Raw genomic sequence first — 22,527 nt, forward strand, 5'->3', positions numbered from 1 at the left:
TAGCGCAAATAAGGCTGTTAGAATTTTACTGCTTTTGAAATAGATAATATCAATTGATTTGCCTGACTGACTGTATTCACTACCTGGTTACAAGTTGACATAATATTATTAACGTCAACCCTTGGTTTATTTCCTTTTTCAGGCTTAGCGTATTCCTGATTAACTTTTGAATAATGCGGGCGCTGATCATCCTGAAAGTAGAAAGGTTTCCCACAATATGGACAGAAGTACATATGCATTCCCCTTTTTTAAATAGCATATGCCTACTCGATCAATGAGTGATTCTCTAAAATTAGTTTCAATTGTTCAAGTACATATAAGCTTGACTGAATATAACTTTTAAACCGCTTATAGCTCGTTTCAGGGAAAAAACACTGCACTACAATCAGTTCCATATTTTCAGCCGTAGCGAAGATCTGGTTTTGATGGATGTTTTTCTTTGGATATTCAATCAAAAAATCTGCAGCCGCTGATTTCCATTCTTGTACGATCAGGTTTGCGTGATCGGCAAATGGTTTTACTTCATTAAAAAAGTCACCTTTTAATCCACTTTCTCTTCTTTTGTTATATTCTTCATCAGCCTGGTTAGTGATGTTAATAAGTTCTATCGTCATTTTCAATATGTTTTCCGTTGTCATTTATTACACCTCAATCCTCTTATCCTGATATTTTAACAAACGTCAGTAGAAATGTAACTTTAATTGAAGTCTCTTCGTCTAATTGTCAGACCTTAACGGTTTGAGCAAACTGCGCTTGTGGTATGATGTTCAGGTGAGGTGTTACACATGGAATTTCATTATCCTAACGGTAAAAAATTCAGTCCGAAATCAAATAAAAACAGTCAAACGAAAAAAGAAAAATCTTTTTCACACGGTAAACGCGGAATGACCCTCGAAGAAGATTTAAATGAAACGAATGACTATTATATTCAGACTGGCAAAGCTGTCATTCATAAAAAACCAGTACCCGTTCAGATCGTCACAGTGGACTATCCAAAAAGAAGCGCAGCTGTTATAAAAGAAGCTTATTTCAAACAGGCTTCAACCACGGATTATAACGGGGTTTATAACGGTTATTACATTGATTTTGAAGCAAAAGAAACGAGAAACCGGACCTCTTTCCCACTTCAAAATTTCCATCAGCACCAGCTTGATCATATGGACCAGGTCACTGCTCAAAAAGGCATTGCATTTGTGATCATCAGATTTTCTGCCACAGAAGAGATTTTCCTGATGCCATATGAACATCTAAAACGATATTGGGAAAGGATGTTACAAGGCGGGAGAAAATCCATGACTAAAGATGAAATAGAGACATCTTCCCATTCTATTCCTTTAGGCTTGCAACCAAGAATAGATTATCTTAAAATTATAGATCATTTGCTTATAGAGCTTTTGAAAGAGAGGAATCATAATGGCTGATTATAAATCACGTGAAGAAAAAAGGAATGCTCAAAAGGCTTCTAAAAAGACTTCTAAAAAAACAACAAAAAAGAAAAAAGGGTCAATTTTTAAAAAGATTATCATTACAGTATTGATCGTTGGGCTAGCCGGACTTTTATTCGGAGGAGGCCTATTTGCTTATTATGCATCACAGGCACCAGAACTTAATGAAGAGGATTTCGTTGATCCGATTACAACTGAAATACTGGATGTGAATGGCGATGTATTTGCCAGAATAGGCGCTGAAAATAGAGAATTTGTTGATTACAATGAAATTCCACCACTCGTTGAAAACGCAGTTTTGGCAATTGAAGATAACCGTTTCTATGAGCATCAGGGAGTGGATTTTCTCAGATTAATGGGTGCAGTCCTCGCGAATATTACCGAGGGATTTGGCGCTGAAGGAGCAAGTACGCTGACCCAACAGGTGATAAAACAGTCAGTTTTAACACCGGAGAAATCTTTAGAGCGTAAAGCCCAGGAAGCGTGGCTTGCTTACCAGCTGGAACAGGACTACTCAAAAGAAGATATTTTTGAGATGTATGTTAATAAGATTTTTTATTCAGATGGAATATACGGCATCCGTACAGCATCTGAGTATTATTTCGATGCTGACCTTTCTGAGCTGCAGGTTCATCAGGCTGCATATTTAGCCGGACTTCCTCAGCGTCCTAATGCTTATAATGTATATGAAAATCCTGATTTGGCTAAAGAACGCCGTGATATTGTACTTCGACAAATGCACAATCACGGTAAGATATCTGAAGAAGAGATGAGTCAGGCAATTGAAACCGATATTATGGATGGCGTTGTTGATCGCAGTGAAGAATCAGGTAATCCAAGGCAGCAGCTTTCTGCAGAGGAATCAAAATACGATGCTTTTGTAGATGTTGTACTTGATGAAATTGAAGATCTTGACGATGTTAATCCTTATGAAGATGGATTAAAAATTAATACAACACTTGATCCTAATGCACAAACAGTTGTTGAGAATACTTTAAACGATGGCAGTATTCAGTTCCCGGCTGATATGGATGGTGTCATGGCTCAGGCAGGAGTCACTCTGCTTGATACTGAGTCTGGTGCAATCAGAGCGATCGGTGGTGGCCGAGGTTACGGAGACGAAGTGAAACGGGGTTTTAACTATGCAACAGACCAGACCCGTCAACCCGGATCGGCGATTAAACCACTGCTGGATTATGCACCGGCTATCGAATTCCTGGAATGGTCTACTGCTCAAACGATTGTCGATGAACCGTATGAATATTCAAATGGGTTTGCACCGAACAACTATGACGGCCAATTCAAAGGACCAATGACAATGAGAGAAGCATTGGCTGATTCAAGAAATATCACAGCCATCAAAGCTTACATGGAAGTTGGTCAGGAACAGGGTACTGAGTTCCTGAGAGAACTTGGCTGGGACTTTGAAGCTGACAATTGTGGTGGTGTGTTGTGTGAGAGTGCAGCAATTGGTGGTGAACCTGAAACAAATACACTTGAAATGGCAGGCGCTTACGCTGCATTTGGCAATAAAGGTGTCTATAACGAACCTCATTCAATTACAAGCATAGAATTCAGAGATGGCTCCTCTATGAACCTGGAGGCTGAATCAGACGTTGCAATGAAGGATTCAACAGCATATATGATGTCTGATATGCTGAAAGATGTGTTGGAGCCGGGTTCAACTGGTGAACTCGCTCAAGTGAACGGACTGCCTATGGCTGGTAAATCCGGAACGACGAATTATACTGCAGAACAATTAAGTGCAGGCAATATACCTTCTAATGGTGCACCTGACTCCTGGTTTGCGGGTTATACAACTCAATATACTGCAGCAGTCTGGTTAGGCTATGAAGAAAACCAGGCGGAGAACTACCTATCACCTCAAGATCGCTGGGTATCACAGTATATTTTCAGAGATATTATGAGAGGTGTACATGAAGGAATTGAAACTCCAGACTTTGAAAAGCCTGAAAGTGTTGTGGAAGTAGAAATTGAAAAAGGTACTTCCCCTGTTCAACTGGCCAGTGAATATACACCGGCTGATCAAAAATCTGTGGAATTATTTATCAGAGGAACTGAACCTACTTCTGTATCAGAAGAATTTGTAGTACCTGACCTTCAGTCTCCTTCTAACCTATCAGCAGAATACAATGAAGAAAATGGCACAATTCAGCTGACATGGGATCACAATCAGGATGAAAATGATAACAGGGATGTTGAGTTTGAAGTACTTGTGAGTATCGACGGTGGAGAAGAAAGTGAACTGGCTGTAACTTCTCAAAATGGCTTAAACATTGAACAGGTACAGGAAGGCTCTTCATATACGTTCACTGTCACAGCGATTGCTGATGAAGAACGCAGCAGTTCAGCAAACACAAATATTGAAATAGTAAGATCTGAAGATGAAGCGCAGGAAGATGAAGAAACTGAAGAAGATGAAGAACAACAAAATGAAGATGTAACTGAAGAAAACACTGATGAAAATCAGGGTGATCAGAATTCTGAAGAAGAGAATACTGAAAGCAGTGAAGAAGAAGCCGAACCCAATAACGGCGAAGGAAATAACAACGGTAATGGCGGAGGCAACAGTAACGAAGACTCCGGTCAGACTGAAGAAAATACAGGTGACGAAAATCAGGATGAACCGGCAGAAGGTGCGTCAGATAACACCACTGATGAAGGTTCAGGAGAATAAAAAAAGAAAGCGCGGAAGTTTAACCGCGCTTTCTTTTTTTTATTGCATCATGTTTAGCTGCTGTTTTATGAAGTTCTTTAAACATTTCATCCAGTTGAATATAAGAAAAATAAACGGCTGGACGTTTCATAATGAACGGAATTCTTTCGAATGCATTCATAATAGATACGTCAAAATCTTTCACATCAGTTTCCCACGACACTGCTGATACATGTTTTTCATTTGTCCAGTAAAGCAGCGTGAAGAATAAGGAAATGCCTTTAATCATGGGCTCGTATGTTTGGTCCGCATTTCCCTCAAACAAAGGCTTCATTTCCTCTGATAATGTTTGCCACTCTTCCAGAATTAACGGAATCCACTTTTCCATTTCTTCCCATGGTTTGTGCTGATTATTCAACGATAAGATATCAGCCGCATATAGAGGTGAAAATAAATCATCATCATTTAATTCTATATCATTGATATCTCCAGAATAAAATAAAGGATGCTTATATTGATCAGGCAGTTTAATTTTCATCATGAAACCCCCTGGTTTACTTTCTTTTGTCTTTTCTTACCTTCCCTGCACAAGTACAAAAGCGGGCAGTTCGGACAATCCGGTCTCTGAGCTTTACAGTGATAACGCCCAAAAAAGATCATCCTGTGGTGTGTAGCAGACCATTCATCCTTCGGGACTTTCTTCATTAAAGTCTGTTCGACCTCCAGCACTGAATCTTTCCACCGGCATATTCCAAGTCTTTTCGATATACGTTCGACGTGTGTATCAACAGCAATAGCAGGCCAATTAAAAGCCACTGACATGACAACATTTGCAGTTTTGCGTCCTACTCCCGGCAATGTCGTTAATTCTTTATGGTCTGCAGGAATTTCTCCGTTATAATGTTCAATTAACCTTTCACACAAATTACGTATGTGCTTCGCTTTATTTCTGTATAACCCGATAGAACGAATATCACTTTGTAGTTCTTCGAGCGTAACATTCAGATAGTCTTCCGGATCCTTGTATTTTTGAAACAAATCTTTCGTCACTTTATTTACCAGAGCATCCGTACACTGAGCAGATAGCAAAACAGCGATCGTCAGTTCAAATGCATTTTCGTGATTTAATTCACAGTGAGCATCCGGAAACATGCTTTCCATTTCATCAAGACATTCTCTGATTTGAGCTTTCGTCAGCATTTAGTCACTTCCTATCAGTTTTCAAGCCAATTAAAAAAAGGTGCAGGTTCATGAGGTTTTTCAGCCTGCTGTTTTGGTTTCCTGAATTGTTCACCCTGCTTTTTTGCATCAGCAGCTGTGTTAATTCCTTTCTTTTTCCATTCGAACAGGATACGGTCTATATATCTGAAGTTCAGCTTTTCGGATATAACAGCCTCTTTTAATGCTGCTTTAACAATGTCAGGTGTATGACCATCCTGATCTATCCACATGGCCAGTGTTTCACATTCCAGCGGCGATAAAGGTCTGCCAAATTCCTGTTCAAACATTGTATATAGATCTGTCTGCTGAGACATTGTTTGTTCGACGGTTTCCTGAAACTTCTCCTGACCGGCTAACGTCAAGATGGCATGCCATAAGGAGTCCATTGAATAATGTTCTGTTTTAATTTCTTCTTCCCCGTCGTTAATTTCAAGCAGATTTTTTTTCATGAGCTTTTGAATAATTTTAAGACACTCAGATGATGTTAGTGTCATTCTTTCAGCTATTTGATCTGGGGTTGGGAATAAATTTCCTTTATCAATGAACGTATGAAGCTGAATGAGCAGCATACACTCCGTTTCTGTTAAATTCAGTTTTTTATAATATTTCAGCAGCATCACAGGAATTGCCGTATAGCCTTCTCTGATCCATGTTTGTACTGGAAGTTGATGTGTCATTGTTTGCCCGCCTTTCTGATGAAAAATGACCGAAAAGCAAGTATCGCTTATTCGGTCATTATGAGTTAAGGGTATAGTCTGTTTAATAGTCTTGGGAATGGAATAGATTCTCTTACGTGTTCCACTCCACTGATCCAAGCGACTGTTCTCTCCAGTCCCAGTCCAAATCCGGAGTGCGGTACAGAACCGTACTTTCTCAGTTCAGTGTACCATTTGTAGGCTTCAGGATCGAGTTTGTGTTCAGTAATTCTTTGTTCAAGTAAGGCAAGGTCGTGAATACGTTCTGACCCTCCAATGATTTCACCGTATCCTTCAGGTGCAATTAAGTCCGCACACAATACAACGTCTTCATTGTCAGCATCAGGCTGCATATAAAAAGGTTTCAGACTTGTTGGATAATGTGTAATGAAGACCGGCTTATCATAGCTTTCAGCAATTGCTGTTTCATGGGGTGCTCCAAGATCATCTCCCCATGTAATATCTTCAAATCCTTTTTCATGAAGGAATTTAAGCGCATCATCGTAAGTAATACGAGGAAACGGTGCCTGAATTTTTTCTAATACTGAAGTATCTCTTCCCAGACGTGTCAGTTCCAGCTGGCAATTTTTCAGGACAGACTGAACGACGAATGATACATATTGCTCCTGAACTTCAAGGTTATCGTCAAATTCATAAAACGCCATTTCTGGCTCAATCATCCAGAATTCGATTAAATGACGACGTGTTTTTGATTTTTCTGCACGGAAAGTTGGTCCGAATGAAAATACCTTACCAAGAGCCATTGCTGCAGCTTCCATATACAGCTGACCACTCTGCGAGAGATATGCATCCTCTTCAAAGTATTTCGTATGGAACAGCTCTGATGTGCCTTCAGGCGCACTGCCGGTTAATATAGGCGGATCAACTTTCACAAAGCCTTCCTGATTAAAAAATTCATACGTAGCACGAATGATTTCATTTCTGATTTTCATGACTGCATGCTGACGATTTGAACGAAGCCATAAATGGCGATGGTCCATCAAAAATTCTGTACCATGCTCCTTAGGCGTGATTGGGTAGTCAACTGATTCATGAATAATCGTTAAATCATTTACTTCCATTTCATATCCGAAAGGTGAACGTGTATCTTCTTTAATTACACCTGTTACGTAAATTGAAGATTCCTGTGTCAATGACTTAGCTTTTTGGAAAATTTCTTCTCCGACTTCGCTTTTCACAACGACGCCCTGAATAAATCCAGTACCGTCACGCAGCTGTAAGAATGCAATTTTTCCGCTTGAACGTTTATTTGCCAGCCATGCACCGATTGTTACTTCTTCTCCAACATGACTGCCGGCTTGAGTTATAGATGTTTTCACTCGATTTCCCTCCAGGAACATTTAATATCAATTGTTTCATACTTTACGTATTATACAGTTGTTAGGTTTGTCGTTCAATCTGCGTTTTTATTTTCCACATAACTGCTGATTCTTGAAATTGCTTTTTCAAGAGATTCCAAATCTGTCGCATATGACAACCGGAGATTATCCGGTGAGCCAAATCCTGAACCCGGGATCACTGCAACGTTTGCTTTACTCAATAAGTCTTTAGCAAAATCGTCAACTGAATCGAAGCCGCAATTTTTGGCAGCCTCTTTTACATGAGGAAACAGATAGAATGCACCTTGAGGCTTAATGCAACGGAATCCTGGGATACTGTTGACCTGATCGAAGACTTTATTTAATCGGCTTTCAAAAGCTGATCTCATTTTTTCAACTGCGTCCTGAGGACCTTTATAAGCAGCCAATGCACCGAATTGGGCTGTCGTTGTCGGATTTGACGTAGAATGGCTGGCCAGATTTGTCATCGCTTTGATTACATCCTGTCTCCCAGCTGCGTACCCGATTCTCCAGCCTGTCATGGAATGAGACTTGGAAACACCGTTTACAATGATCGTCTGCTCTTTTAACGCTGGAGATATTTCAGCGATTGACGTATGGACCGCTCCTCCATACAGAAGCTTTTCATAAATTTCATCCGAGACGATTAACAGATCTTTTTCCAGGCAAGCACGTCCGATTTCTTCCAGTTCTTCACTGGAATAGACCATACCAGTAGGGTTACTTGGTGAGTTAATAATCACTGCCTTTGTTTTGGGACCTGCCGCTTCTTTGATTTGATCGGCTGTAATTTTGTAATGATTCGTTTCTTTTCCTTCTACAATAACCGGTTTGCCTCCAGCAAGTTTAACCTGTTCAGGATAGCTCACCCAGTATGGAGTTGGAATGATGACTTCGTCGTCTTCATTTAAAATAGCTTGAAATAAACAGTAAAGAACATGTTTCGCACCACTGCCGACGAATATTTCAGAAAGGTTGTATGTAATTTTCTGATCTTCTTCTAATTTGTCTGCTACTGCCTGTTTTAAAGCAACTGTACCAGCAGCCGGCGTATATTTTGTCTCGCCGCTTTTCATTGACTCGTATGCAGCTTCTATAATATGATCAGGCGTATTGAAATCAGGTTCACCTGCTCCGAGTCCTATTACGTCTTTCCCTTCCGCCTTGAGTTCCTTGGCTTTAGCAGTAATCGCCAGGGTCGTCGACGGGGTTAATGATTTCACTCTGTTAGCAAGTAATTCTTTCATATTATACACTCCTTATAGATTGCGGATTGTTCTCCACCAATCACCGCTATCGAATTTTACGTAATAGTAGTTTAACAGCTCATCCTCATCTTTATAAACAATTTCCCAAACTGGTCCGACGGGTTCCATGCCAATTTTTGAAGAAAGTATTTTATGAGGCTGATCATCATCGTTAAGCATTTCCAATACTTGTGATTCGCTTATTCCACTATCAGCATCTATCATAACTGGCTCTATTTCCTGGTTTTCAGGGAAAAAGAATAGTTGATCTTTACCTTCCAATGTCCCTTCGACTACGTAATAGACCTCACTGCCATGGTAGTGATAACTGTTTTGTACATTTAATCCCTCTGTTTCAGCCGCCGCTTCAGCTTTTTGTAAATCTGAATTAATCTGCTGCTTTGCGGTCATGAAAATCAAAATAAAGCAAGTGATAAAAACAGCGATTACAGTTCCTATTAAAATCATCCATTTTTTCATAATTTCCCTCGCTTATGTCCGGTAAATCGTAAACACAGCTTTTGACTGGTCTTCTTTATCAAGTGCAAGACCAAACATTAAATCATCCCGCTTCAGAGAGCGATTTAAAGTATCTACGATTTTGTATAAATCTTTTGAGTGATCTACTGTGACAGTAGAAATGATTTCTATTTTATCCCCCATCTACTTCACTTCTTTCTTCAGTTTTATCTTAAACAGTATAACAGGTTTATTCACTCTACAACCATTCTTCAATGTCAAAGATACATTCATCCAGGTTTTTTTCTTCTACCCGGAGCTTAGGAATTGATTCTGTGAATGCTTTGCCATAATAAGTACTGATCAGTCTCCTGTCAAACACCATAAAAATCCCACGATCATTTTCATGTCTAATTAATCTGCCAAAGCCCTGTCTGAAGCGAAGCACAGCTTTAGGTAATGAGACTTCCTGAAAAGGATTTCTGTTTTCACTTCTTGCCTTTTCCCATTGTGCTTTTATCAGCGGTTCATCGGGAGGGGAAAATGGCAGTCTTACCATGACAAGACATGACAAGTCCTCGCCTGGAATATCAAGACCTTCCCAAAAACTGCTCGTTCCAAATAAAACAGCTTTATCGAATTTCCGGAAGTTTTTAGAAAGCTTGGTTCTGCTGCCGGCTGAAATACCCTGTGCAATTAATACGAAATCCTCCATTTGCTGGCTTTCTTTAATGAGCTCATACGTATTTCGCAGCATCTCATGGGAAGTAAATAGCACAAGCATTCTGCCAGATGTAGCTTCTGCAATAACTGCTAAATGACCCGTGATCCATTCAACATATTCCTCAGCAGTAACAGATTTAATATCAGGCAAATCGTTAGGGACCATCAGTCTGACATTTTTTTTATAATCAAATGGCGATTCATATTGTTTTACAATAAGCGCAGATTCACGTAACCCTGCTGCTTCAATAAAATGTCTGAAAGATCCGTTTACTGCCAGTGTTGCACTAACTGCTGCAGAAGGAAATTGATTTGAAAAGAATGACTGCTGGATTTTATTGCTTATATCCATTTCATTCGCAACGATGATCAAGCTGCCGGGCACTGACCTTAAATCTCCTTCAATCCATTTAACATGTTGTTCGTGCTTTCTGATAAAAAGCATTCTGATCATTTCAATTATCCGTTCCCATTCCATACAAAGTGAACCTGCATCCTCAATGACTGCTTTTTCCTGAACAGTTAGTTTGTTTTTCTTTTTCCCAAGTTGTTCAAGCTGATTTGATATGATTTTTAAACATGCTTTCAGTTCAGCCAGCAGGCGTTCAAAGCTGTATTTAACATGTTGCCAACCGCCCTGATCCACATCATTCAGGAGAAGTGAATGTTTTTGAATTCCTTTTTGTCTCTTCACATTATTCTTAAAATAATGACCAAGCTGATAAAAGGATGAATCGGATTCCTGATGGAGCCGCTCCCAATTATCAGGATTTAACAATTGTGCATCGATCGAATATTTTCTGAGAATCATTTCAAGTTTTTCTGCCAGACCATCCTCATTACTTCCTGCTAAACGATTAATGGCAAACTTGACTTTCATGTAGTCGACTCTTACTCCCCATTGCTTTCTGCACGTCTCTTCAAGATGATGAGCTTCATCCAGCAATAGATAATCATAGGCTGGAAAAGATTGCTTTTCTTTTGTTTTATCAGCTGCCAGCATCGCATGGTTTGTAATTACAATATCAGAGTATTCAGCCTTAAGAAGTGATTGGCTGTAAAAATCTCTTTCTGCCCAGGGGTCCTGATTTTTCTCTAAATACCAGCCACTATGGCGTATACGATTCCAATACAGTAAACTTCCGCCTGACAGGTTCAGTTCATCAATATCACCGGTTTCTGTTTCTGTCAGCCATGTTAAAAGCTGCATTTTCGCCAAAACTGTATCATACTGCCGGTCTGCATCTTTTAAAGACTGTTCAAATTTCAGCATATGAATGTAATTACTTCTGCCTTTCAGCACAGTAGTTAATATGGCATCATCCAGTAATGCATTGATTTTTTCAGCATTAACCAGCAGCTGCTCCTGCTGTTGTAAGGTTTGAGTAGATATCAGTACCTTTTTTCCTTCAGAAACCTTCAGCACAGCAGGTATTAATAATCCAAGCGTTTTACCAACACCTGTCCCCGCTTCAATAATCGCATGCTGCTTGTTGTTGAAAGCGTTCAATATATCGTCGACCATTTCAAGCTGGGCGTCTCTTTTTTGATAACCGGGAACGAGTTGCTGAATGAAAGATTCGATCTCTATATTGAACTCAGGATACGTTTTTGAATCTATAGGTTTTTTCTTTTTAAGTGCGATCCCCCGAAAAACTTCAAGGTCCTGTTTTAAATCAGAAAGGTTATTCTTCTTTTCATTCATACATTCTGCAAAAAACAGCTCTAGGTCACTTTTTAAATATTTTGCCTGCTCATAAAGCTGCTCAACAGTCAAAAGTGGAAGGTCCATTACTTTTTTATGTAACCTCATTAATAGTTCTGCAGTTGCCTCCGCATCGCTGTCTGCCTGATGGGGCCGATCATGATCAAGTGAAAGATCTTCAGTTAAGTCCCCGAGTTTGAAGCTTGCTGCTTCTGGCATTAAAGCACGTGAAAGCTCTACTGTATCCCAGGCAGCTCCTGAAAATTCACGATATCCTGCATTGGTTAATTCACCATTTAAAAATGGAAGGTCAAACTGAATATTGTGTGCAACAAAAACAGCCCCCTTCAGCATCTCTGAGATGTCGGGAGCGATGTCTGAAAATACAGGTGCACCATCTAAGTCCTGTTCAGTTATTTTTGTAAGCTCCGTAATAAACGGAGGAATAGGCTGCATCGGATTTACAAATGATGAATACGTTTTTTTAATACGCTTGCCTTCAATCAGAACGACCGCAATTTGTATAATGCGGTCGCCTCTTTTATAGGAGTTCCCTGTCGTTTCAATATCCACCACTGCTATTTTTGTTGAATTCATACCTTTCACAGCCTTTATATGTTTTCTAGCTCATAATTGTTGCTTCAGGTTCATGGTTGATCATTTCAACAATTTCATTATGCTCATTCATGATTGCCACTTTTGGCTGGTGATGTTTTGCCACTTCATCCTGTACCATCATATAAGAGATGACAATAATCACATCACCCTCCTGAACAAGCCTTGCTGCTGCACCATTCACACACATGACGCCGCTGCCACGCTTACCTTTAATGATATATGTCTCAAAACGCGCACCGTTGTTATTGTTGACGATTTGTACCTTTTCATTTGGATACATACCCACTGCATCCAGAATATCCTCGTCTATTGTAATGCTGCCAACATAATTCAGATTCGCTTCTGTTACTCTTGCTCTGTGAATTTTCCCACTCATCATTGTTCTGAACATACTCATACCTCCTCAGTCGTAAAAATAATATTATCAATCAATCTTGCCCGCTCAAACCTCACTGCTGCTGCTGCAATCAGCCGATGATCTGAATCTTTCGGCTCCTGCAATTCAGGGTATGTGAGGATTTCTATATAATCCAACTCCCCGTTAAGGGATGAAATATGCTTTTTAAACATTTCAACAGCGCGCTCTTTTCCGCTTTTAATATAAATATTTGAACTGTTTTTTAACGCCTGATAAATGGCTGGTGCTTCTTTTCGTTCTTTATCATTTAAATAGACGTTTCTGGAACTTTTAGCTAATCCATCTTCTTCACGGACTGTTTCAACAGTAATGATTTCTGTTGAAAAATGAAGGCTCTTCACTAAACCGTCAACAATGGCTGCCTGCTGTGCATCTTTCTGACCGAAGAAGCTTTTATCAGGCGATACAATATTGAACAATATAGATAATACTGTTACAACACCATCAAAATGGCCTGGACGGGATGCCCCGCAAAGGACATCTGAACGGGTAACGGCTTTAACTGTTACAGAGGGTTCGGCAGGATATAATTCTTTTACCACAGGATTAAACAGGATGTCTACGCCCGATTCCTCCGCAAGCTTTTTATCTCTGTCAATATCTCTTGGATAGCGGTCAAAATCCTCTCCCGGTCCAAACTGGAGCGGATTGACAAAAATACTCATGACTGTGACATCACTTTGTTCAACGGATTTATTAACTAGCGACATATGTCCTTCATGGAGAAATCCCATCGTAGGAACAAATCCAATTTTTTTGCCCTGTTGTTTTAAATTCTCAGTAATTTGCTGCATTTCTTTTACTGTTGTGACTGTAATCAAGAGCCTGATCCTCCATACAAAGAAATTCTTTCTTCTTCTTTTAAATTAAATGAATGTGAAGGAGTAGGAAACTCATGATTTTTTACTTCAGCATTATATTTTTTTATTGCATGAATGATCTCAGGATAAACATCTGTATATTTTTTCACGAATTTAGGGACACGATGATCACCATAGCCAATCAGATCGTGATAAACGAGCACTTGTCCGTCTGCCTGCACGCCGGCACCAATTCCGACCGTTGGAATCTGACACTCTGCTGATACTTTTTCAGTAATCTGCTGAGGGATGCATTCAAGCACAATTGAAAATGCACCTGCTTTTTCACATGCGATTGAATCCAGAATTAACTGCTTGCCCTGTTCTGCAGTTTTAGCCTGCACTTTAAAGCCTCCAAGTACTCCTGCACTTTGAGGAGTCAATCCCAGGTGAGCCATTACAGGTATACCACTTTCAACCAATGCTTCAATCATTGGTATAACGCCTCCTGCACCTTCAACCTTAACAGCGTCAGCACCTGACTCCTGCATGATTCTGGCTGCAGATCGCAAAGTCTCTTCACGCGAGAGATGATAAGTCATAAATGGCATATCAACTACAACAAACGTATTTGGTGCTCCCCGTCTGACTGCTTTGGCATGATGAACCATATCATCAATTGTGACTGGAACCGTTGAATCATAACCGAGCACGACCATCCCCAGAGAGTCCCCTACAAGAATCATATCCGTGTCGGCTTCTTCAGCAGCTTTGGCGGATGGAAAATCGTAAGCAGTGACCATCGTAATCTTTTCGCCGTTTTTTTTCATTTTTACAAAATCCGTTGTCGTTTTCATTATTTCTCCTCCTTCATTTCAGAGGGAAGCGAAATCTCTGCAGACATAAATAAAACCTTCTGAAAGACAGAAGGATACCGCAGTTTATTCCGGTCCTCTGTCCCTGTCACATAATGGATCAAGGCAGAATGGTGCAATTTCAAAGAATTCAGGGTGCAGTTCAATTTAGATACTGCCCACAAACATTATAACAGATGACAAAGTGTCTCAGCTATAAAAACTACTCAATATCAGCGGAGTAAATCAGATGTGTTTCCCCATTTTCATCGATCAGTTTTAATACACCTTCATTCGTAATTCCAGAAGCCAAACCTTTAATTTCTTTATTGAATGTCCGGGCAGTAATATGTTGTCCGATTGTAATCGCATATTTTTCCCAAATCACCTTAATCGGCTCGAACCCCTCGTTTATATAAATATGATAGTACTTCTCTAGATTCAGCAGAATTTGCTGTACGATACCTGCTCTTGAAAATGTTTTTCCACTTTCGATGTGGAGAGAAGTTGCAATTTTACGTATTTCGTCTGAAAAATCTTCAGCACACTGATTCACATTAATACCCATTCCGATAATCAGTGAATGAATTTGTTCACTGTCGGCCTGAAGTTCAGTCAAAATGCCTGTGATTTTTTTCCCATCAATGAGTAAATCATTCGGCCATTTGATATCAACTTTCAATTCGCATGTTTTCTCTATGGCTTCAACAATTGCGACAGCAGCGATCAGCGTAAATTGAGGCGCTTTCTGAGGCTGTAGAGAAGGTCTCAGTAAAAGACTCATCCAGATCCCTGTCCCTTTTGGAGAGTGCCATGAACGCGCCATACGTCCTCTGCCTGACAGCTGTTCCTCAGCAATGACAAGCGATCCTTCAGGCGCATTTTCCTGAGCAAGACTGTGAGCAATTTTTTGTGTGCTGTCTACTGACTCGAAATAGTGAACGGATCTTCCAAGCCTGTCTGTTTGTAATCCTACCAGCAAATTATTTTCATTTAACTCATCAGCTTTACCGAGCAGCCTGTATCCTTTTTTCCGTTTGGATTCAATCATAAAACCAGATGCCCTTAAATCTTCTATATGTTTCCATATTGCTGTCCTTGAACAACCCGCCTGATCTGCGAGCTCCTGACCTGAAAAATAACTGTCTTCAGCTGAAGACAGTGCTGCTAATAAAGATTCTCTTATTTTTGAAGCCATTTTGTTTGCACCCACTTTTTAATTTCACTTACTTCATTCTCCAGTTCTTCAGATAATATCAATGTCTCAATTTGATTTGTGCATGCTTTCACCCATGGCCCGCCTTTTAATCCAGTCCATTTGATTAGATGGGTCCCTTTAAAAGCCAGATCTGATTTGTTCTTTATTTTCATTGAAGAATAACATGCACTAATATGATCAGTGTTAACCGGTTGATTTGATAGCACTGCATACACTTTCTCAGCCGCCTCAACGTTTTCTTTACCAATGTAATAAATATCAGTTTTCAGAAACTCTCTCTGTTGCCTGATCATGACCAATTCGTGAATTAACATTAAAAGTTTAATCCGTTTATTTGAAAATCTCCATTTCGAAAGACATTCTCTAAGGGAACTAAAGTGACCAATGATTAAAATTAGTACCATGCGTTCATGAAAGTTTAGCGCAATCCATTTTTTCCCTTTCAGTTGCCTGGTAATTTCTGCATTTATCAGTGGAGGCATAAAATTTGATAATCCTGTATCTACTGCATAGGCTAAGGATCGATCCATTGCCTGTCCGATTAAGAGCTTTTCTACCTCTGCAGCTTTTCTTTCTACTGCAACATTTGACAATGCTGAAGAAGATGCACTGATAGCATGGTAGGTATCTTTTTCTATATTGAAGTCAAGCTGGGAAACAAAGCGGATCGCCCTCAACATTCTTAATGCATCTTCATTAAATCTTTCAAGCGGAGACCCTACAGTTCTGATCTCCCTATTCTTAATATCTCTGCGTCCATTGAATAAATCCGTCAGCTCAAAAGACGAAGACAGCGCCATCGCATTCATAGTGAAATCTCTTCTTTTCAAGTCCTCTTTGAGTGATCGTACAAAGCTTACCTGATCAGGTCTTCTGCTGTCGGAGTATTCACCATCTGTTCTGAAAGTCGTTACTTCAAAATGACCTGTTTCATGAATTACAAGTACCGTTCCATGATCAATACCGACATCAATCGTTTGCTTGAAAATTTTTTTAATTTCTTCCGGTGTTGCTGAAACCGCAATGTCTATATCGTTAATGTCTCTATTCAAATAATAGTCTCTGACACATCCGCCAACAAAATAGGCTTCAAAACCGTGACTTTCAATTTCCTTTAAAACCGGCAGAGCCTGTTGAAATATTTCATTCATTCTGCTCACCTTCATTTAATAGCTCGTAATACATTGCTTCATATTGTCTGATAATTTTACTGGAATGGAAATCATTTTGAACTGTTACAACTGCCTGCCTCGAAAAAGCTGAATGCATTTCTTCATCTCTTAAAAGCTTTTCAGCTGCTTCTCCCATTGAAACTGTATCCCCAACAGGAAAAGTAAATCCATTCTTGTTATGCATAATAACCTCGGGAATGCCTCCAGCATCAGTACCGATACAAGGCACGCCACACGCCATTGCTTCAAGTGCTACCAGACCAAAACTTTCTTTTTCTGATAATAAAAGCATCAGATCACTGATTGAATACAATTCTTCGAGATTATCCTGTTTACCCAGAAATAAAACAGATTGCTTAATGCCCAGCTCATCTACCTTTTTTATGACGGCTGACATCTCCGGTCCATCACCGGCTAAGATCAGTTTAGCAGGCATTCGTTCCCTGATATGTGCAAACACTGAAATGACATCAAGCACTCTCTTCACTTTTCTGAAGTTGGAAACGTGAATGATTACTTTTTCGTCATCTTTAATATCATAGTCTTTTTTTAAATAGTCTGATTGAACTTTCCTATAGATTCTTTCATCAAGAAAATTATATAATACATCGATTTCTTTTTCAGGTGCGATCAACTCTTTTGTTTGATTTACCAGTGCTTTTGAAACAGCTGTTACACGGTCAGATTTTTCAATACCAAACTTTATTGCTTTCGTGAGGCTGTCGTCTACACCCAGGACGGTAATATCAGTGCCGTGTAATGTCGTCACAATCTTAACATCCTTATTTGTCATCTGCTTCCCCATAATTGCACACACAGCATGAGGAATCGCATAGTGGACGTGGAGGATATCGAGGTTTTCCCGTTCAATCACATCAGCCATTTTATTTGCCAGTGCGATATCATATGGCGGGTATTGGAAAACTGAATAATGATTTACTTCTACCTGGTGAAAGTAAATGTTTGAATACATTTTATTTAAACGAAAAGGAATACTCGATGTTATAAAATGGATCTGATGCCCTTTTTCTGCAAGCAGCTTTCCAAGTTCAGTCGCAATTACACCTGAACCGCCTACAGTGGGATAGCATGTAATACCAATTTTCATTTTCTTCATCGCACACCTGTAATATCTTTATTTAATAATAACGGCTTATCACTCTTGAAACCTTCTGCTGCTGAAACTTCTACTTCTTTGCCAAAGATTTTATCCCTTGCGAGGACTGCATCAATATAGCCATCAGTCAGAGGCGTACTGATTCCGTTTTCAGGAGTGAATTGACTTTTGTAAGCAGATAATGCCCGAGTTTTCTGTTCTTGCCAGTTTGAAATATCTACTACGAAGTCAGGTTTATGTATACCATTGATCATATAATGATAATGAATCGCTTTATGAGGATCCTGGCCGGTATCGTATTTTCTGATTCCGGCTGAAAATACTGCTTCGATGATTAATTTCGCAGTATTCTCATGGTCCGGGTGTCTGTCTTTGTAATAAGGCGAAAAGATAACCTGAGGTTTTACTTCTCTGATCACTCGAACGACTTTTTCAATTGAGTCCTGATTAGTGATGATACACCGGTCCCCAAGATTCAGATTCAACCTTTTCTGAATTCCGAGTATTTCTGCTGCATGATCTGCTTCAATTAGTCGATTTTCCGGTGTGCCATTTGAAGATAATTCCGCTTTTGTTAAATCACAAATAATTGCAGACCTTCCTTCATTCAGCCATTTTGCCAACGAACCACCCATTCCGATTTCAACATCATCAGAATGAGCACCAAATGCCAGAAAATCAGCTTTTATATTTGTTTCATTCATGGTCAAGGTCTCCTCTGATAATTCCTTTGATTAGAATAACGGCTGAGCCGATATTTGTAGCCATTGGAATATTGTAGACATCACCAAGACGCACGAGAGCTGATACATCAGGCTCATGAGGCTGGGCAGTTAATGGATCCCGAAAAAAGAACACAGCATCCAATTCCTGATTTGCAACTTTTGCTCCGATTTCCTGATCGCCGCCGAGCGGACCAGACTTAAAACGGAATATAGAAAGACCAGTTAGTTCAGAAACCCTTAAACCGGTTGTGCCGGTCGCAAACAACTCATGTTTTGCAAATTCTTCTTTGTATTCATCAACAAATTTTAATAGTTCTTCTTTTTTTTCATCATGTGCAATTAATGCAATATTCATGAGTTCAGCTCCTTAATCAATAATATTTTCCACACCATATACTAGCTCTTCCAGGTTCATTACTGAATGAATACACAGCTTAACACCTGACATAAAAGAACCCCTGTCGTGAGAATCATGTTTAATTGTCAACAGCTGTCCATCTCCTCCGAACATTACTTGCTGGTGTGCAACAAGACCGGGAAGTCTGACACTGTGAATGCGGATTCCATCAATATCCCCACCTCTTGATCCCGCAACTGTCTCTTTCTCATCCGGGTGGCCCTGTGGTTTACTTTTCCGCTGCTCCTGAATCATTTCAGCAGTTTTCAGACCGGTTCCCGATGGGGCATCAAGTTTTTGATCATGATGCATTTCTATAATTTCAACATCTTCAAAATATTTAGCAGCCATTTGAGAAAACTTCATCATTAAAATGGCGCCAATCGCAAAGTTTGGTGCGATGATTGTCCCAAGTTGTTTGCTTTTTGACAGATCCTTCAGTTCGTTCAATTCATGCTGTGTGAACCCTGTTGTACCGATCACCGGACGCACGCCGTTTAATAAAGCGGTTTTAGCATGCAGGTATCCTGTTTCCGGCGTTGTTAAATCGATTAACACATCAGGCTGCTCTGCTTTAAAACACTCTTCAGGGTCTGTATAAATACGTGAATCACTTGAAAAACCTTCGATATCGGAAAGTTTTTGATGATTATACTTTCTGTCAATAACTGCCGAAAGCTTCATGCCCTGTGTATTTTCAACAAGCTTTACTGCCTCTTTACCCATTTTCCCGCGTGGTCCTGCGATGACAACTGAAATTACCTGCTCCATTCTATCGTTCCTCCTTCTTAGTCCAACGATCTTTATCCCGTGTCCTGAACTTATTCATGACTTTTTTGTGTGCTTGTTCCAGGCTGATTCCCTGCTCGTTCGCAAAGCAGACAAGTACAAACATCAGATCACCAAGCTCTTCTTCAATCGTACTGTCATCTTCTGAATTCTTTTTAGGTTTTTCACCGTAATTGTGATTAATCTCTCTTGAGAGCTCACCCAGTTCTTCGGTCATTCTTGCCAGCATCGTTAATGGCTGAAAATATCCTTCTTTAAATTGACTGATGTACTGGTCAACATCTTTCTGCATATCTTTTATCGTAAATTCATTATGGTCCATTTGTTACCCTCCAGGTTATTGCTAATATATTGTTTACTGGCATATAATGTTGAACGTATGTAAAAAAAGGTGGTGTTGATTTGTTTGGATTAAAGATTAAAAACATGTTTTTTATTGTCTTTGGTGCTGCAGTATTCAGTTTTGGTATTGTCCATTTTAACATTCAGAATAATTTAGCCGAAGGCGGCTTTACAGGTATTACGCTATTATTATACTTTATTTTCGATTTCAAGCCTTCTGTAACGAATTTATTGTTGAATATACCTGTCTTTATTGTTGGCTGGAAACTGCTTGGATTAAGATCATTTTTGTATACACTGCTCGGAACACTAAGTGTATCACTTTTTCTAGAATTATTTTATATATATCAATTCTCGATCCCACTTTCCAACGATTTGTTTCTTGCAGCGCTATTCGCCGGTGCTTTTATCGGTGTCGGTCTTGGGATCATTTTTCGCTATGGGGGCACGACTGGCGGAGTGGACATTATCGCAAGGCTGGTAAAAAAATATGCAGGTTGGAGCATGGGTCGAACGATGTTTATTTTTGACGCCGCAGTTATATTTCTTTCCCTTGTCACTTACCTGAATTACCGTGAAGGAATGTATACATTAGTAGCTGTATTTGTGGGGGCCAGAGTAATCGACTTTATGCAGGAAGGTGCCTATACAGCTCGGGGTGCTATGATTATTTCACCACATCAAAAACAAATCGCTGACCAGATTACTGTAGAAATGGATCGTGGTGTAACAGTACTGACTGGATATGGACATTTTTCAAAAGAAAAACGTGATGTGCTTTATTGTGTGGTCGGGCGAAATGAATTAGTCAGATTAAAAAACATCATCACAGCTGTTGACCCTCATGCATTTGTATCTGTCACAGATGTTCATGATGTCATGGGAGAAGGATTCACACTTGACGAAAATAAAAAACCGATAGAATCATAAAAACCGGAAGCTGTAAATCAGCTTCCGGTTTTTATGTTTAATCGTCTCCATTCATCCCAATAAACATCAGAATAAATCGCATTAGTTCAAGAAGAGCTACTAATGCAGCTGCTACATAAGTCAATGCCGCAGCATTTAAAACTTTTTTGGCATGAGGTTCTTCATCATTTCTGATAAGTCCAGTGCTCACCATCTGATTCATTGCACGGGATGAAGCGTCAAATTCTACCGGCAGCGTAACAAATTGAAATAAAACTGCAGCTGCAAAGAAGATGATTCCCCCAAGCATGAATTCCATTGAACCTAACAGCATGCCGGCTATAATCAGGATAAATGAAAAGTTTGAGCCTAAATTTGCAACCGGTACAAGTTTATGGCGAAGTCTTAAAAATGCATAACTTTCTGCATCCTGTATTGCATGTCCAACTTCATGGGCTGCTACAGCAGCTCCTGCTACTGACATACCATGAAAATTGTCCGGAGATAAAACAATTTCTTTTGTTTTCGGATTGTAATGATCGCTGAGGAAGCCTTTTCCAGGTCTGACCGACACATCATATATGCCGTTCTCATGCAAAATTCTTTCTGCTACTTCGGCCCCTGTCATATTCGCCGTTGTCTGGACTTTAGAATATTTCTTATAAGTCTTTTTAACACGGCTGTTTGCCCATAAAGGCAGGATTAAAATTAGCGCAAAATAAATCAGGATTTCCATTCAGACCCTCCAATACGATTGTTTGATTAAATTTTACCTTTGATTTAAATTCACTGTCAATTGTTACGTTCACGGTCAGATGCTTTCTTTTTTTCTTTGTCATATTTTCGCCATGAAACATAGCTGAGGACTGATATGATTGAGCATGCCGTAAAAAATGTAAGCAGGATAAATGAGACATCTACCTTTACAAATAACATTACCAGCTGCATAAGTCATTCCTCCTTGACCTATGCTATGCCGAAAAACCCTTCATATGTAGTGTTCTCTGCCAATCTTTTCGGTGAATACAAAAATACCATGCGACTAAGATCGATGCCACACTTAACCAGAACGTAAAATAACCGATGTGTTCTATCTTTTCAGACAGTCTGGAGTATACAGGATATTGCATGTATACATAGTCAATTACATCATTGTGGAAAGTCCATAATGCCGCAACAAGTATGTGCCAGTATTTTATTCTGAAAAAGGATGAATAAAGAATTCCCTGTAAAGCCATGGCAGCATGTGAAATAACCAGCATCCATGCAACAGCTGACATCTGTCCAGTCACTCCCCATGTCAGAAAATTCATGACAACAGCCCATATTCCATACTTGAATAAAGTGATGATTGCGAGTGCTTCGATCAGGGGCCATTGCTTATTTATTAAATAACCAAAAATAACAATTGTAAAAAACAAACTGGCAGTTGGGCTGTCTGGTACAAATATTAAAAAAATAGGCTCTGTGTCAGCCAGCTGAAATCTATACCAATAGTATCCGTAAATCGTGCCAAATAAGTTCACAATAAATAAAATCCATAAAAAATAACGATTTGTCAGCCACGAAAAAATATACTCTACCATTTGTTCACCTCTGCTAAGATTGAATAAGGGTTTTGTAGAACCGTAACA

General features: G+C 39.6%; 26 protein-coding genes. 3 read left to right on the forward strand and 23 right to left on the reverse strand.

The window, feature by feature from the left end:
- Positions 1-17 precede the first annotated feature (17 nt).
- Together E2626_RS04350 and E2626_RS04355 are read right to left on the reverse strand one after the other, a co-directional pair.
- On the reverse strand, positions 18-233 hold the full coding sequence (locus E2626_RS04350) for a hypothetical protein (RefSeq protein ID WP_134380053.1): 216 nt from the start codon (positions 231-233) through the stop codon (positions 18-20).
- 30 nt (positions 234-263) lie between these two features.
- Positions 264-638 (reverse strand): YppE family protein, encoded by a 375-nt coding sequence (locus E2626_RS04355; protein ID WP_134380055.1) that lies wholly within the window; start codon positions 636-638, stop codon positions 264-266.
- Positions 639-785: 147 nt separating this feature from the next.
- Here E2626_RS04355 and recU point away from each other — a divergent pair, with 147 nt between their 5' ends.
- Both recU and E2626_RS04365 read left to right on the forward strand, forming a co-directional pair.
- Positions 786-1,421 (forward strand): Holliday junction resolvase RecU, encoded by a 636-nt coding sequence (gene recU / locus E2626_RS04360; protein ID WP_134380057.1) that lies wholly within the window; start codon positions 786-788, stop codon positions 1,419-1,421.
- Complete coding sequence (locus tag E2626_RS04365) at positions 1,414-4,143, forward strand: PBP1A family penicillin-binding protein (protein ID WP_134380059.1); 2,730 nt, start codon at positions 1,414-1,416, stop codon at positions 4,141-4,143. The genes recU and E2626_RS04365 overlap by 8 nt, the downstream gene beginning before the upstream one ends.
- Before the next feature lie 19 nt (positions 4,144-4,162).
- Here the strand turns inward: E2626_RS04365 and E2626_RS04370 are convergent, their stop codons facing one another.
- The 18 genes from E2626_RS04370 to E2626_RS04455 all read right to left on the reverse strand — a co-directional run bounded on the left by E2626_RS04370 (position 4,163) and on the right by E2626_RS04455 (position 19,964).
- Positions 4,163-4,660 carry a YpoC family protein gene (locus E2626_RS04370; protein ID WP_134380061.1) on the reverse strand — a complete coding sequence of 166 codons (498 nt, stop codon included), beginning with the start codon at positions 4,658-4,660 and terminating at the stop codon, positions 4,163-4,165.
- Positions 4,660-5,322, reverse strand: a complete 663-nt coding sequence (gene nth / locus E2626_RS04375; protein ID WP_134380063.1) for an endonuclease III — start codon at positions 5,320-5,322, stop codon at positions 4,660-4,662. The genes E2626_RS04370 and nth overlap by 1 nt, the downstream gene beginning before the upstream one ends.
- A 14-nt stretch (positions 5,323-5,336) precedes the next feature.
- Complete coding sequence (locus E2626_RS04380) at positions 5,337-6,020, reverse strand: DnaD domain-containing protein (protein WP_134380065.1); 684 nt, start codon at positions 6,018-6,020, stop codon at positions 5,337-5,339.
- Positions 6,021-6,085: 65 nt separating this feature from the next.
- Complete coding sequence (gene asnS / locus E2626_RS04385) at positions 6,086-7,378, reverse strand: asparagine--tRNA ligase (RefSeq protein WP_134380067.1); 1,293 nt, start codon at positions 7,376-7,378, stop codon at positions 6,086-6,088.
- Between the two features lie 74 nt (positions 7,379-7,452).
- Positions 7,453-8,646 carry a pyridoxal phosphate-dependent aminotransferase gene (locus tag E2626_RS04390; RefSeq protein ID WP_134380069.1) on the reverse strand — a complete coding sequence of 398 codons (1,194 nt, stop codon included), beginning with the start codon at positions 8,644-8,646 and terminating at the stop codon, positions 7,453-7,455.
- 12 nt (positions 8,647-8,658) lie between these two features.
- Positions 8,659-9,126, reverse strand: a complete 468-nt coding sequence (locus E2626_RS04395) for a hypothetical protein (RefSeq protein WP_134380071.1) — start codon at positions 9,124-9,126, stop codon at positions 8,659-8,661.
- Positions 9,127-9,138: 12 nt separating this feature from the next.
- Positions 9,139-9,309, reverse strand: a complete 171-nt coding sequence (locus E2626_RS04400) for a YpmA family protein (protein WP_134380073.1) — start codon at positions 9,307-9,309, stop codon at positions 9,139-9,141.
- 55 nt (positions 9,310-9,364) lie between these two features.
- Positions 9,365-12,130, reverse strand: a complete 2,766-nt coding sequence (gene dinG / locus E2626_RS04405) for an ATP-dependent DNA helicase DinG (protein ID WP_134380075.1) — start codon at positions 12,128-12,130, stop codon at positions 9,365-9,367.
- 25 nt (positions 12,131-12,155) lie between these two features.
- Entirely contained in the window at positions 12,156-12,542 is a 387-nt protein-coding gene (panD, locus tag E2626_RS04410) for an aspartate 1-decarboxylase (RefSeq protein ID WP_134380077.1), read from the reverse strand.
- A 2-nt stretch (positions 12,543-12,544) separates the two neighbouring features.
- A complete protein-coding gene (gene panC, locus E2626_RS04415) occupies positions 12,545-13,390 on the reverse strand; it encodes a pantoate--beta-alanine ligase (protein ID WP_134380079.1) in 846 nt (281 codons plus the stop codon).
- Positions 13,387-14,226 carry a 3-methyl-2-oxobutanoate hydroxymethyltransferase gene (gene panB, locus E2626_RS04420; RefSeq protein WP_134380081.1) on the reverse strand — a complete coding sequence of 280 codons (840 nt, stop codon included), beginning with the start codon at positions 14,224-14,226 and terminating at the stop codon, positions 13,387-13,389. Before panB ends, panC begins: the two co-directional genes overlap by 4 nt.
- A gap of 220 nt (positions 14,227-14,446) precedes the next feature.
- Positions 14,447-15,421, reverse strand: coding sequence for a biotin--[acetyl-CoA-carboxylase] ligase (locus E2626_RS04425; protein WP_134380083.1), 975 nt, complete (start codon positions 15,419-15,421; stop codon positions 14,447-14,449).
- Positions 15,406-16,593, reverse strand: coding sequence for a CCA tRNA nucleotidyltransferase (locus tag E2626_RS04430; protein WP_166786738.1), 1,188 nt, complete (start codon positions 16,591-16,593; stop codon positions 15,406-15,408). Before E2626_RS04430 ends, E2626_RS04425 begins: the two co-directional genes overlap by 16 nt.
- Positions 16,586-17,731 (reverse strand): N-acetyl-alpha-D-glucosaminyl L-malate synthase BshA, encoded by a 1,146-nt coding sequence (gene bshA / locus E2626_RS04435; protein ID WP_134380087.1) that lies wholly within the window; start codon positions 17,729-17,731, stop codon positions 16,586-16,588. Before bshA ends, E2626_RS04430 begins: the two co-directional genes overlap by 8 nt.
- The gene (gene bshB1, locus E2626_RS04440) at positions 17,728-18,435 is read right to left on the reverse strand and encodes a bacillithiol biosynthesis deacetylase BshB1 (RefSeq protein ID WP_134380089.1); all 708 of its coding nucleotides are present in this window, start codon (positions 18,433-18,435) and stop codon (positions 17,728-17,730) included. The genes bshA and bshB1 overlap by 4 nt, the downstream gene beginning before the upstream one ends.
- Complete coding sequence (gene mgsA, locus E2626_RS04445) at positions 18,428-18,811, reverse strand: methylglyoxal synthase (RefSeq protein WP_134380091.1); 384 nt, start codon at positions 18,809-18,811, stop codon at positions 18,428-18,430. The genes bshB1 and mgsA overlap by 8 nt, the downstream gene beginning before the upstream one ends.
- Before the next feature lie 12 nt (positions 18,812-18,823).
- Entirely contained in the window at positions 18,824-19,624 is an 801-nt protein-coding gene (dapB, locus tag E2626_RS04450; protein WP_134380093.1) for a 4-hydroxy-tetrahydrodipicolinate reductase, read from the reverse strand.
- A gap of 1 nt (position 19,625) precedes the next feature.
- Entirely contained in the window at positions 19,626-19,964 is a 339-nt protein-coding gene (locus tag E2626_RS04455; protein ID WP_134380095.1) for a nucleotide pyrophosphohydrolase, read from the reverse strand.
- Between the two features lie 104 nt (positions 19,965-20,068).
- Between E2626_RS04455 and E2626_RS04460 the strand changes: the two genes are divergently transcribed.
- Positions 20,069-20,914: a YitT family protein gene (locus tag E2626_RS04460; RefSeq protein ID WP_134380375.1), complete on the forward strand. Its 846-nt coding sequence runs from the start codon at positions 20,069-20,071 to the stop codon at positions 20,912-20,914.
- 37 nt (positions 20,915-20,951) lie between these two features.
- On the opposite strand, the gene E2626_RS04465 is transcribed toward E2626_RS04460, so the two are convergent.
- The 3 genes from E2626_RS04465 to lhaT are packed head-to-tail and all read right to left on the reverse strand — an operon-like array spanning position 20,952 to position 22,479.
- Positions 20,952-21,629, reverse strand: a complete 678-nt coding sequence (locus E2626_RS04465; protein ID WP_134380097.1) for a zinc metallopeptidase — start codon at positions 21,627-21,629, stop codon at positions 20,952-20,954.
- Between the two features lie 56 nt (positions 21,630-21,685).
- Positions 21,686-21,841 carry a sporulation protein YpjB gene (locus E2626_RS04470; RefSeq protein WP_134380099.1) on the reverse strand — a complete coding sequence of 52 codons (156 nt, stop codon included), beginning with the start codon at positions 21,839-21,841 and terminating at the stop codon, positions 21,686-21,688.
- A 23-nt stretch (positions 21,842-21,864) separates the two neighbouring features.
- Positions 21,865-22,479 (reverse strand): lipoprotein heptaprenylglyceryl N-acetyltransferase LhaT, encoded by a 615-nt coding sequence (gene lhaT / locus E2626_RS04475; RefSeq protein ID WP_134380101.1) that lies wholly within the window; start codon positions 22,477-22,479, stop codon positions 21,865-21,867.
- Between the last annotated feature and the right edge of the window lie 48 nt (positions 22,480-22,527).

Origin of the sequence: Jeotgalibacillus salarius (genome assembly GCF_004405125.1) — a bacterium.
Classification (GTDB): Bacteria; Bacillota; Bacilli; order Bacillales; family Jeotgalibacillaceae; genus Jeotgalibacillus; species Jeotgalibacillus salarius.